General features: G+C 60.1%; 14 protein-coding genes and 1 tRNA gene. 7 read left to right on the forward strand and 8 right to left on the reverse strand.

Going from position 1 to position 10923, the window contains the following annotated elements:
* Positions 1 to 18 precede the first annotated feature (18 nt).
* From FZZ90_RS11120 to FZZ90_RS11140, 5 genes are read left to right on the forward strand one after another with little or no spacing between them, the layout of a single operon-like run.
* Entirely contained in the window at positions 19 to 423 is a 405-nt protein-coding gene (locus FZZ90_RS11120; RefSeq protein ID WP_226425855.1) for a thioesterase family protein, read from the forward strand.
* A gap of 49 nt (positions 424 to 472) precedes the next feature.
* Positions 473 to 1549 carry a DNA-processing protein DprA gene (locus FZZ90_RS11125; RefSeq protein WP_370631058.1) on the forward strand — a complete coding sequence of 359 codons (1077 nt, stop codon included), beginning with the start codon at positions 473 to 475 and terminating at the stop codon, positions 1547 to 1549.
* The gene (gene prmC, locus FZZ90_RS11130; RefSeq protein ID WP_226425856.1) at positions 1528 to 2433 is read left to right on the forward strand and encodes a peptide chain release factor N(5)-glutamine methyltransferase; all 906 of its coding nucleotides are present in this window, start codon (positions 1528 to 1530) and stop codon (positions 2431 to 2433) included. The genes FZZ90_RS11125 and prmC overlap by 22 nt, the downstream gene beginning before the upstream one ends.
* 28 nt (positions 2434 to 2461) lie before the next feature.
* Entirely contained in the window at positions 2462 to 3061 is a 600-nt protein-coding gene (locus FZZ90_RS11135; RefSeq protein WP_226425857.1) for an L-threonylcarbamoyladenylate synthase, read from the forward strand.
* Positions 3058 to 3231 (forward strand): hypothetical protein, encoded by a 174-nt coding sequence (locus FZZ90_RS11140; protein ID WP_226425858.1) that lies wholly within the window; start codon positions 3058 to 3060, stop codon positions 3229 to 3231. The genes FZZ90_RS11135 and FZZ90_RS11140 overlap by 4 nt, the downstream gene beginning before the upstream one ends.
* Positions 3232 to 3240: 9 nt before the next feature.
* Here FZZ90_RS11140 and FZZ90_RS11145 read toward each other — a convergent pair.
* The 7 genes from FZZ90_RS11145 to ctpZ form a co-directional block, all read right to left on the reverse strand.
* Positions 3241 to 3312 (reverse strand) — tRNA-Thr (locus tag FZZ90_RS11145).
* Positions 3303 to 3557: a helix-turn-helix transcriptional regulator gene (locus FZZ90_RS11150; RefSeq protein WP_370631059.1), complete on the reverse strand. Its 255-nt coding sequence runs from the start codon at positions 3555 to 3557 to the stop codon at positions 3303 to 3305. Before FZZ90_RS11150 ends, FZZ90_RS11145 begins: the two co-directional genes overlap by 10 nt.
* Positions 3554 to 3862, reverse strand: coding sequence for a cell division topological specificity factor MinE (gene minE, locus FZZ90_RS11155; protein WP_226401990.1), 309 nt, complete (start codon positions 3860 to 3862; stop codon positions 3554 to 3556). Before minE ends, FZZ90_RS11150 begins: the two co-directional genes overlap by 4 nt.
* A gap of 4 nt (positions 3863 to 3866) precedes the next feature.
* Positions 3867 to 4679, reverse strand: a complete 813-nt coding sequence (gene minD / locus FZZ90_RS11160; protein ID WP_006849989.1) for a septum site-determining protein MinD — start codon at positions 4677 to 4679, stop codon at positions 3867 to 3869.
* A gap of 56 nt (positions 4680 to 4735) precedes the next feature.
* Positions 4736 to 5374 carry a septum site-determining protein MinC gene (minC, locus tag FZZ90_RS11165; RefSeq protein WP_226425870.1) on the reverse strand — a complete coding sequence of 213 codons (639 nt, stop codon included), beginning with the start codon at positions 5372 to 5374 and terminating at the stop codon, positions 4736 to 4738.
* 7 nt (positions 5375 to 5381) lie between these two features.
* On the reverse strand, positions 5382 to 6647 hold the full coding sequence (locus tag FZZ90_RS11170) for an HD domain-containing protein (RefSeq protein ID WP_226425859.1): 1266 nt from the start codon (positions 6645 to 6647) through the stop codon (positions 5382 to 5384).
* Complete coding sequence (gene ctpZ / locus FZZ90_RS11175) at positions 6644 to 7921, reverse strand: carboxyl-terminal processing protease CtpZ (protein ID WP_226425860.1); 1278 nt, start codon at positions 7919 to 7921, stop codon at positions 6644 to 6646. Before ctpZ ends, FZZ90_RS11170 begins: the two co-directional genes overlap by 4 nt.
* Positions 7922 to 7988: 67 nt before the next feature.
* On the opposite strand from ctpZ, the gene petB reads away from it, so the two are divergent.
* Entirely contained in the window at positions 7989 to 8645 is a 657-nt protein-coding gene (gene petB, locus FZZ90_RS11180) for a cytochrome b6 (RefSeq protein ID WP_011363493.1), read from the forward strand.
* Positions 8646 to 8684: 39 nt separating this feature from the next.
* Positions 8685 to 9167, forward strand: coding sequence for a cytochrome b6-f complex subunit IV (gene petD / locus FZZ90_RS11185; protein WP_006851144.1), 483 nt, complete (start codon positions 8685 to 8687; stop codon positions 9165 to 9167).
* A gap of 78 nt (positions 9168 to 9245) precedes the next feature.
* Here the strand turns inward: petD and FZZ90_RS11190 are convergent, their stop codons facing one another.
* Positions 9246 to 10703: a glycoside hydrolase 100 family protein gene (locus FZZ90_RS11190; protein ID WP_226425861.1), complete on the reverse strand. Its 1458-nt coding sequence runs from the start codon at positions 10701 to 10703 to the stop codon at positions 9246 to 9248.
* Between the last annotated feature and the right edge of the window lie 220 nt (positions 10704 to 10923).

Raw genomic sequence — 10923 nt, forward strand, 5'->3', positions numbered from 1 at the left:
CACAGCGTTACGCGGATCATGTACACCCTGACCAAGCGTGTGCTCCCGCAGCACACCGATTACGCCGGTGTGATGTGGCATGGGGCCTATGTGCAGTGGCTGGAGGAAGCCAGGGTGGAGGCCCTCCAGGCTGCTGGCCTGGGCTATGCCGCCATGACTGCGATGGGTGTCGATATGCCAGTGGTGTCCCTTCACTTGGATTACCGCCAGCCGCTTCGGCACGGCGACCAGGTGTGTGTTGAAAGCCGATGCCCTGGTCAGCAGGGGGTGCGCTGGCCATGGATCTCTCGCTTTGTCTGCGGAGACGCGGTGGTTGCGGAGGCGTCGGTGAATCTGGTGATGGTGCGTGGGGGGCGTGTGCTCAGGCGCGTGCCGGCGCAGCTGAAGGAGGTGATGGATCAGCTGGTGCGCCAAGCGCTTTGAATCAACCTCCGAGGCGTCGACGCTGTGTTAGTACAAGCGTACTTACTTGGTGCTGGTGCGCGGATGGTGGTGGCTCTGGACCTGTTGCCCTGGCTTGGGCAACGCACGCATGGCCGATCTGCGCGGGCTTTGCCGCGATCAAGCCATCGGCCCTGATCAGCTTTGGGGTTGGCCGATCGAACGCCTTGGCCAGGCGCTGGCTTGGCCGGCGCACTGTCTGGACGCCGTGGATCGTTACCGGCGGGAGCGGGGAACTGAGCCCGTCTTTGATGTTCCTGCCTGTGCTCTTCTGCCGGGTGACTCTGCCTGGCCATGCAGCTTGGACGGTGTGAACTCACCCCCTTCCGGGTTGTACGTCGAAGGGGATCGATCGCTGCTTCGTTATTTGAATGCCCGAACCGCCATCGCGGTGGTGGGCACCCGCTCCGCCTCGGACCATGGCCTTGCGATGGCTGAAGAACTGGGCCGCGCTTTGGCCGAGGCGGGTTGGCCCGTTCTTAGTGGTCTTGCGGAAGGGATTGATGCTGCAGCCCATCGCGGCTGTTTGGCCAGAAACGGTGCACCCATCGCGGTGTTGGGGACACCCTTGGATCGTGTCTATCCAGCCCACCACCGATCGTTGCAACAGCAGGTCGGCAGGCAAGGACTGTTGGTGAGCCCAAACCGGTCCGGCTGTCGCGTGCATCCAGGGCACTTCGCGGCGCGGAATCGTTGGTTGGTGGCCTTTGCCCAAGCGCTTGTAGTGGTGGAGTGTCCGCAACGCAGCGGAGCACTGATTTCGGCCCGCTGGGCGAGCCGGATGCAGTGCCCGGTGTGGGTGGTTCCTGGTGATGCCCGCCGTTGGTCTTGTCGGGGCAGCAATGCCCTGCTTCGGGATGGTGCGACTGCCTTGATCCACCCCGAGGAGTTGTTTGCCTCTCTTGGTGATGGCCCGTTGAAGCCAGAGGATTCACGCGGTAAGCATCAACGCGTGATGGAGGCCATCGGCTCGGGGGCGACCTTTGATCAGCTGTTGCTGCGTTTGCAGTGCTCCCCTGCTGAGCTGGCCCCGCAGCTTTTGGCCCTTGAGTGTCAGGGCGAACTGCTGTGTGAGTCTGGATTGCATTGGCGCAAGCCTCGGCCTTGACAGACTGCAAAACCGTGGCCGGCACTGATGTGTTGCAGTGGCGGCGTCAACAACTCGCCCGGGGTGGCACCGCGGCTGATCTCGATTGGTTGCTTGATCTGGCCGGTGGCGTTCGTTGGGCCAGCCTGCAAAGACTGTTGTTGGATCCCACGCGCACCGTCGCCCTGGAGCAGTCCCTTGAGGCGCTTTCTGATCTGTGGGAGTGCCACCTTCACAGGGATGTTCCCCTGCAGCACTTGGTGGGGCTCTGTCCCTGGCGGGATTTGCTGCTTGAGTCGTCGCCTGCCGCATTGATTCCCCGGCAGGAAACGGAACTGCTGGTGGATCTGGCCCTGGGCCAGTTCAACGCCACTCCCCCTGCCTGTTGGGCTGACCTCGGCACCGGCTCAGGGGCCATCGCTGTGGGTTTAGCCCGCGCCTGGCCGACGTCACCGGGGCATGGCGTCGACCTCAGTCCAGATGCCTTGCGTCTGGCAGAACGCAACCTTGAACGTTGCGCCCCGCATCACAACTGTTCGTTGCACCTCGGTTCGTGGTGGACTCCTCTAAAGGTTTGGTGGGGGAGCCTGGATCTTGTGGTCAGCAATCCTCCGTACATCCCCAGTGCTGTGGTTGACGGTCTTGAGTCTGTGGTTCGTGACCATGAACCGCATATGGCGTTGCGTGGTGGCCCGGATGGCTTGGATGCCATCCGGGCCGTGGTGAATGGAGCACCAACAGGGCTGTCGCCTGGTGGCTGGCTTCTGCTCGAACACCATCACGACCAGAGCGCTCAGGTGACCCAGCTGCTGCGGGATGCCGGCTTGGTGGAGGTCAGCGCGGCCGCTGATCTTGAGGGGACCCTTCGCTTTGCGCTTGCTCGCAAACCTGCCGCATCAAGCTGATGCAACCCTTGCGATGAAGGAAGGATTCATGCCCGTTCCGGTTCTGGCCGCCACTGATCTGGCCATGCGGCTTCGTGCCGGCGAAGCGGCAGTCATTCCCACCGACACCCTGCCGGGACTGGCGGTGCTTCCCGATCACGCCCAGACTCTCTGGCGCCTGAAACGCCGACCGGCGGACAAGCCCCTCATCTTGATGGGGGCATCAGTGAACGACTTGCTCCACGAGGTTGCGGTTCCGTGCCATCGGGAGGTTGAAGCCTTGGCTGATCGCAATTGGCCTGGAGCGCTCACCCTGGTGGTGCCTGCCCGTGATGGCGGAGCTGGCCGGTATCTCAATCCAGGTGGCACAACGTTGGGCTGCCGCATTCCGGCCTGTGAGCAGACCCGTGCTCTGCTTCAGATCAGCGGGCCATTGGCCACGACCAGTGCCAATCGTTCCGGAGAACCTGCGAGCATGACCGCAGCAGAGGCGTCGTTGGTTTTCCCTGATGTCGCTCAGCTGGGTCCGCAGCCCTGGCCTCAACCCTCGGGCCAGGCCAGCACGGTGTTGGTCTGGGTCGAGGACGGACGCTGGCGCATGGTGCGACGTGGTGCTGTGATTCCGGCAGGGGTTGAGGTGCTCGAGTGATCTCGCTTGTTGGGCTTTGCCTGCTGGTGATGGCCTTGCTTCATTGGGTGCTGGAGCCCCTGGAAGCTGTCTTCACCTGGACCCTTCAACTGAATCTTCTCCCCTGGCTGTTGGGGTTGTTCTTCATCTGGCTGCTGGCGGGTGAATCGGACCGCAGCCCGTCGCCCTGATCCAGATCAAGCCGGCTAACGGATTTGAACCGATGACCTTCGCTTTACAAAAGCGCTGCTCTACCGCTGAGCTAAGCCGGCATGGGCTGCATCGTACCGGCTGCCTGGCGATTCAATGCAGGGTCTCCATCCCTGATCAGCCCAAGCACCAGCTCGAGTCGATTGCGACAACCGCTCTTCCGGAGTGCCCTGCTGATATGACACTCAACGGTGCGATGACTGATCACCAATCGCTTGGCAATGGCTCGGTTGTTGAGGCCTTCGAGCAACAACAGCACCACCCGCTGTTCAGCGGGGGTGAAGAGATTCAGGATCCGAGGTTTCAAGCTTGAGCAGGTTGCTGCTCAGAGGGTTCCACCTTCGCTGGTTGGGCGATCGGGCGACGGATCGGCAGGTTGGCCACCAGGGCGGTGACGCGGTCTTCCGTCTCGAGGCTCACATCACCTTCCGCGAGGTCGATTTCCACGTAGCGGGCCACCACTTCGAGGATCTCGCGGCGCATTTGTTCGAGCAGCTCCGGATTGAGGTCGCTGCGGTCGTGGGCCAGCACCAACTGGAGCCGCTCTTTGGCTGTTTCTGCACTGGCGGGCTGACGGCGCAGGAGTTTGTCGATGAATTCCTTGACTGTCATCGCCTCAGAAAATCCGGGTTTGCATCAGCTTGCGCATCCTGGCGCGGAGGCCGCGGCGGGCCTGGGAGGGGTCCATCAGAGGAATGTCTTCGCCCTGAAGCCGTTGAGCGATGTTGCCGTAGGCCTGGGCCGCTGGGGAAGACGAATCACTCAGGGTCAAGGGTTCACCGCGGTTGGTGCTCACGATTACCTGTTCGTCTTCAAAAACAAGCCCCAGAAGAGGTAACGCCAGAATGTCGGTGACATCGTCCACCGAAAGCATTTCCTGGTTCGACATCATCTTTGGGCGCACCCTGTTGAGCACAAGCTGCACCGGCTGCACGCCCTGGGTGTTCAGAAGCCCGATCACCCGATCAGCGTCCCGCACGGCGGCCACTTCCGGGGTGGTGATCACCACAGCTTCTCGGGCTGCGGCCGCGGCATTTTTGAATCCGTCTTCGATGCCTGCAGGGCAGTCGATCAACACGTAATCGAACTGGCGTTCCAGCAGAGCAACGATGGCCTGCATGTCCTTGGGCTTGAGCCACTCGAGCATCCGAGGGTTGCCTGCAGGGAGCAGGGCCAGATTGGGCTCTTGCTTGTGTTTCACCAGGGCTTGCTCAAGCCGGCAGGTCTCCGCAAGCACCTCCTGGGCGGTGTAGACGATGCGGTTCTCCAGGCCCAGCAGCAGATCGAGGTTCCTAAGACCGAAGTCCGCGTCAAGAACCACAGTCTTGGCGCCCTGGCGGGCAAGGGCGATACCAAGGTTTGCCGTGGTCGTTGTTTTTCCGACACCGCCCTTGCCAGAACAGATGAGAATGGTTCGGGTCGTCGACACCAGGGTTCTGCTTTGGTGCGGCCAGAATAATCTGGCTTTTAGCTCTGACAACGAGTTCAGCGTTTTTGAAAGCTCTGGATGACGGCGGGTTCAATGGCGATCACGCCATCTTTGAGTTCGGCTTGTTCGGCCAAACCTGCCTGGGGCAGATCCTCTGGGCCTCGGGCTACAGCGTCAGCAATCCTCAGTTGCAGTGGCCGCAGCTGCAGAGCAACGATTTTCGCGGTCGTTGACCCCTCGCATCCGGCGTGGGCAACGCCCCGCAGGCGACCCCACACCAAGACATCAGCAGTTGAACTGATCCGTGCTCCGGGATTCACATCGCCGTAGAGAAGGATGGTGCGCTCGCTTTGGAGATGGTCGCCGGAGCGCAGGGTGCCGTGGTGAAACAACAGGTCGGAAGGGGCCGTCCTCACAGGATTGGGCTGGAGTTCACGGTTGGAAGGCGTGTTGGAACGGCTCGCATCCAGTCCCAAGGCTGAAGCACTTACAACGGTCTCGGGAATCCGGCCGGTGATTCGTCCGAGTTGATGGCCTGCCTCGGTGACGGCGGAGCACAAATCCGCGAGGTCGTTGCAATTCAGGTTCCAGTCCCCGCAATCGAGATCAACGATCGGTTGGGACCACCTGCTCAGCAGATCAGGCAAACGATCCCTCCAGTGATCAAGGCGCTGGTCGGGAAGCCTCAATGTCATGGCTGCTTCACGCTGCTGCTGCTCGGGGCCATTCAACGTCCATCTCCTGCCTGAGCTCGATACTGATGTCACGGGGGTGAATCAACCAGGAGGTTGCCGCTGGGGTCGCGAGACTGGCGACCAAAGGAGAGGCTTTCTCCAGGGCTTGGAGCTGCTGCCCGTCCCAGAGGCGTAAGCCGCCTCGATAGGGGTGGTATCCGCGCAGCTGTTGATGACGCAATCCGCAGCAGAGTTCAGGGTCGTGGCCATGACGATCGGCCAACCGCCTGGCTGTCGCGAGCAATTGAAGTTGATCAGCCGGAGAAAGATGCTCGACGGCCGTTGCTTTAAGCAGGCGTCGATCCAGAAAACGCTCACTCAGTTCAGCCAGGGCCGCTGGCGCTTCGGCTTGCCAGCGCTGGAGGTGGTAGCCGGTGCGTTGGTCGTCGTTGGCGAGGAAGTCCTCCAATCGGATCTGGTCCGGTTGCCAGAGCCAGTTGGCCATCACCTCATCAGCCCACACCTGCTCAGGGCCCAGTTGTCGTGCCGTCAAGATCAGTTTTTCCAGCAGCCAGTTGCACACCACATTCAGCCGGTGGTTGTAGACGCTCCTGTACATGAGGTTCCTCACCACCAGGTAGTGCTCCACAGCCATCAGACCCTTGGGATGAATGGCCATGTCCCCGTCAGGGGCCAGGGTCAGTGCTCCCAGGATGCGGTCGAGATCCAGCTGCCCGTAGCGCGTTCCGGTGCTGTAGCTGTCGCGGAGGAGGTAATCCAGTCGGTCGCAATCCAGCTGACTGCTGACCAGGTGTTTGATCAGCGGGTGAGGGCTGCGTCCATGCTCCAGCAGGTCCGCCACCGCCTCAGCCGTGCCGGATCCATGGCTCTCCAGACAGTCACGGATCTGTGGGTGATGCCGAATCACCCGTGCTGACCACGCTTCATGGCGCAGGCCAAACATCTCTTCGCCGGTGTGACTGAGGGGGCCATGGCCGATGTCATGGAGCAAAGCGGCCCCGTAGAGCAGCCCCCGGTACGTCTCCAGCTCTGGTGCCAAAGGCAGCATCCGCTCAAATGCACGACGCGCCAGATGAAAGACACCAAGTGAGTGGGTGAATCGACTGGATTCAGCGCTGTGAAAGGTGAGGTAGGCCGGGCCCAGCTGGCGGATGCGACGCAGGCGTTGGAACGGCGCCGTGTCCACCAAGTCCATCACCATCCCCTCGGCTGGGGCTTGGCGGTCAAGACCAATGCCTCGGTGCAGAGGGTCGTGATAAGTCCGCTGGCTCATGCCTCGGTGTCGTCAGCGGGTTGTTCCAGCAGGGCCTCCATCCATTGTTCGGCTTCCGAGAGCCAGCGATCACCATCACCGCCGGGATTCAGGGGTTCCGGATCTGACAAGCCACGATCGGGTGCGATGCCTTCCCCTTGGATGTCCCGTCCACTCGGTGTCACATACCCGGCAACGGTCACGGCGAGGCCGCTGCCGTCACTGAGGTTGGTCAGCGTTTGAATCAGCCCTTTCCCAAACGTTTGGCCTCCGAGCAGGGTGGCGCGTTCGTTGTCCTGAAGAGCTCCAGCAAGGATTTCACTCGCACTGGCCGTTCCTCCATTCACGAGGGTGACCATCGGTCCGTCGTAGACCGTCTGGAGACTGGCCTGGATGGTGTCATTGATCCCCTCGCGGTTGCGGGTTTCAACGATGGGGCCACCGGAAAGGAAGTTGTCGGCGACCGCCAATCCAGCGCTCACCAAACCGCCTGAGTTATTGCGAAGGTCGAGCACCAATCCTTCGATGTCCTTGTTCTGGAGTTCTGTGAGTGCCTCTTTCACCTGTTCGGGGACTCCTTCGCTGAACTGGGTGATCCGCAGATAGCCAAGGGTGTGACTGCCGCTGCGTAAGCGCCGTGTGCGCACCGGTCTCAGATCCACGCTGCGGCGTTCCAGGGTCAGCTCGTTTGTTTCTCCGCTGCCGTTGTCCAGCGTCAGCACCACCTGCGATCCCACGTCTCCCCGCAGCGCTGCCACGGTTCCCTCAAGTCCAAGATCCACAACGGCCCGGCCATCAACAGACAGCAGTTGAGTCCCACTGGTGATCTCCGCCTCGCCGGCGGGTGAGCCCTCGAGGGCCGAAATCACTACAACTCCATTGCTGCTTTCATCCGGCCCCAGTTGCAAGCCCACACCGCTGAGGCTTCCGTTGGTGCTGTCCTTCAGCGCCGTGTAGTCCTCTGGACGAAGCAGCCGGGTGTAGGGGTCGCCCAACTGAGCCAGCATCGATTCGATGGCTGAATAGGCATCGTCACTGCTCTCGATGCTGCGTTCCATGGCCTTCTGCCGTTGACGCCTCCAACGCACCGCATCGAGTTGCTCTGGGTTCCAAAAACCCTGGTTCACAAGCCGCCAGCTGTCCACCACGAGCTGTTGTGTGTCGCTAAGTGCAACGGCTGTGCAGGCGCTGCCCAGCACCAAAAAGCAGCAAAGAGCAGCTGCGATCAGTTGGCGGAGCATTCGATACCCCTTGCGCCGCAGCCAGTCTGAAAGATCGTTAACAGTTGGATACATCGCGGTGGGTTCGCCTCAGTGGCAGAAGCGTGCTCAGTAGACTTTCGCAACTCGAGCCCGCTTGTGCATGGCGAACTCATCACCGGTTTACGACTGGTTCCAGGAACGTCTGGAAATCCAGGACATTGCTGACGACATTGGTTCCAAGTACGTGCCCCCCCACGTCAACATTTTCTATTGCCTGGGGGGCATCACGTTGGTGTGCTTCCTGATCCAGTTCGCAACTGGGTTCGCGATGACCTTCTATTACAAGCCCACCGTTGCTGAGGCTTACAAGTCGGTCGAGTACCTGATGACCGACGTCAGCTTTGGCTGGTTGATTCGTTCCGTGCATCGCTGGAGCGCATCAATGATGGTGCTGATGCTCATCCTCCACGTGTTCCGCGTGTACCTCACCGGTGGCTTTAAGCGTCCCCGTGAGCTCACCTGGGTCACTGGCGTGACCATGGCTGTAATCACGGTGTCCTTCGGTGTGACCGGTTACTCCCTGCCTTGGGATCAGGTTGGCTACTGGGCCGTGAAAATCGTTTCCGGCGTGCCTGCGGCAATCCCTGTAGTTGGCGATTTCATGGTCGAACTGCTTCGCGGTGGCGAAAGCGTTGGCCAGGCCACCCTCACGCGCTTCTATAGCCTGCACACCTTCGTGATGCCTTGGCTTTTGGCGGTGTTCATGCTCATGCACTTCCTGATGATCCGGAAGCAGGGCATTTCTGGTCCCTTGTGATCTGCGTTCCTACTGTTTCCTCAACACCTGGACTAACTGATGCACATTCTCAAGAAGCCTGACCTCTCAGATCCCAAGATGCGGGCCAAGCTCGCCAAGGGCATGGGTCACAACTACTACGGAGAGCCTGCCTGGCCGAACGACCTCCTCTATATCTTCCCGGTGGTGATCCTCGGCACCATCGCCTGTGTGGTTGGTCTGGCCGTACTGGATCCAGCGATGCTCGCCGACAAAGCTGATCCCTTCGCAACTCCTCTGGAAATCCTTCCTGAGTGGTACCTCTATCCCGTCTTCCAGATCCTGCGGGTTGTTCCCAACAAGCTTCTGGGCATTGCTTTGCAAACCCTGGTCCCCTTGGGTCTGATGCTCGTTCCTTTCATCGAGAGCTTCAACAAGTTCCAGAACCCTTTCCGACGTCCCGTTGCGATGACCGTGTTCCTGACAGGAACACTGGTCACCATCTATCTCGGTATCGGTGCTGCACTTCCGATCGACAAGTCCCTCACCCTTGGTCTGTTCTGATCACTCGCTTGAGTTCAGTTCACGTACCCCGGCTCGTTGAGCCGGGGTTTTTTATGCGATGGCTGCTCCTTTGGTTGGTCAGTGACCCATCGATTCGTCGAGGTTGAGCATCAGCACATCGTCTGGGTTGACGTGGAGAAAGTGGTGCATCAGCAGAAAACCAACGATGGTCCAGGTTTGATACGTGCGTGACTGCTGTCCAACCCAGGTACCCGTGGGGCCGTCGAAATATTCAGCCCATTGCTGACGTGGTAGCTGGTTGAGATGGCTCCAATAGCACTCGTCCAACAGCGTTTTCATCTCTCCCATCAGCAACACGTCGGCTTGGGGATTTAGCCGTTCGTGCAGAAGGATGGATGCTCCAAAAAACCAGAGCAGGCTCGGCCAGTGGCCTCCGTTGTGATAACTCCAGGGCCAGTTTTTGGGATCGGAGCCCGTTTTGTTCTCCCACTCCACGCCCTCCATGGGGGGATGACAGATCCGCATCGGCATCTGGGCCATGAGGTGATCACGGTTGTGCAGCACCAGTCGGAACAGGGCCCGTTGCTGTGGCGCGGTCAGCAACCCGAACAGGGATGCCAGGGAATTTCCTAAGGAGTAGAAGCGAAAATCCGGTCGTCCGGTGCGCATGTTCCCGATCATGTAACCGCCACGGTTCTCCAGCCAGTCCTGCAACCAGTCGGGGATGACCTGTGGCTGAACGTTGAATTCGTTGTGGTGCTGGTTTTCGCCGTATTGCTCCGTTGGTCGTCGCCGAAGCACTTGCATCGTTTTGCTGGTCACCCAGTAGTGCTTCAGCAAAAACTGCCGCAAGTCATGGGTCCACTGCCGGCTCAGGCGCAGGCGTTCTCCCAGAAGAACGCTGTTCTCGTGGCGTTGGCAGAGTTCCATCAGCCCAACGCAACTGCGAAGCGCTGCGAAGAGCAGCACTTCCACCTCCAATGGCGCACCCCATACGTCCATGGGACGGTCAATCATGAAGGCGCAGTCGGGAACGAACAGCACCGGTGTGCCTTCGAAGCTGGGGTGAAGAACCAGATCGAGCAGCAGTTGTAAACCGCGTTGTACTTCAGGACTGCGACCGAAGTCGGTGTCTCCACTGCGTTTGACGTAGATCCAGCAGAGAATCGGCCACCAGAGGCTTGCATCCACTGAGGTGATGCGACCAATCGAGCGTTGGCCGTAGTCCGCAACCAGCTCTCCTTCTTCCTCCACAAAACTGGTGGGGAAGACACCGCGGGTTTGAACGTTGGTGCTTTGGAGCTGAAGGCTGACGCTCAAAAACTGCTTCACGATGGCGAAGCGTCCTTGCAGCATCAGGTAGATCATCACGGGAACGTTGTCCCGCAGAAAGATCTCGCCGTAGTTGAGGGCGTCGTCAGAGCGGCGATGTTCCATCGCGGCAACGCTGCCGGCGAGTTCCCCCTGCACGCCAATCAGCGTGGCTTCGAAGTGTTCCCGTGCTTTTTGCAGCACCTGCTCTTCATTTGAGTTGGGGCGGAAACGCTGGCTTTGTTCGGTGAAACGCCTTGACATCGCGGTGACCTCCAACTGAAACGTAGTTCTGGCAATGGATTTCGCCAGTGGAAGCAACCCTTCAGATCTCCAGGGGTCGTGCCTATTGCGCGGGTGAAGGTTGTGGTGTTATGGTTTTGTCTTGCGCGGGAGCCGAGAGGCTGTTGCGCAAGCCGAAGCGCTTGAGGCGAAAGTCTTGATGTGTCTGCGGCGACTTACAAGACCAAGAGGGAGCGATCCC

The organism is Synechococcus sp. MU1617 (assembly GCF_020514235.1).
Classification (GTDB): domain Bacteria; phylum Cyanobacteriota; class Cyanobacteriia; order PCC-6307; family Cyanobiaceae; genus Parasynechococcus.

What these genes read in the sequence shown, in the direction of transcription:
- FZZ90_RS11120 (WP_226425855.1), top strand. Translation starts at nt 19, where the DNA reads ATGTACACCCTGACCAAGCGTGTGCTCCCGCAGCACACCGATTACGCC.
- FZZ90_RS11135 (WP_226425857.1), top strand. Translation starts at nt 2,462, where the DNA reads ATGCCCGTTCCGGTTCTGGCCGCCACTGATCTGGCCATGCGGCTTCGT.
- minE (WP_226401990.1), bottom strand. Translation starts at nt 3,862, where the DNA reads ATGACAGTCAAGGAATTCATCGACAAACTCCTGCGCCGTCAGCCCGCC.
- minC (WP_226425870.1), bottom strand. Translation starts at nt 5,374, where the DNA reads ATGACATTGAGGCTTCCCGACCAGCGCCTTGATCACTGGAGGGATCGT.
- FZZ90_RS11170 (WP_226425859.1), bottom strand. Translation starts at nt 6,647, where the DNA reads ATGAGCCAGCGGACTTATCACGACCCTCTGCACCGAGGCATTGGTCTT.
- ctpZ (WP_226425860.1), bottom strand. Translation starts at nt 7,921, where the DNA reads ATGTATCCAACTGTTAACGATCTTTCAGACTGGCTGCGGCGCAAGGGG.
- petB (WP_011363493.1), top strand. Translation starts at nt 7,989, where the DNA reads ATGGCGAACTCATCACCGGTTTACGACTGGTTCCAGGAACGTCTGGAA.
- petD (WP_006851144.1), top strand. Translation starts at nt 8,685, where the DNA reads ATGCACATTCTCAAGAAGCCTGACCTCTCAGATCCCAAGATGCGGGCC.
- FZZ90_RS11190 (WP_226425861.1), bottom strand. Translation starts at nt 10,703, where the DNA reads ATGTCAAGGCGTTTCACCGAACAAAGCCAGCGTTTCCGCCCCAACTCA.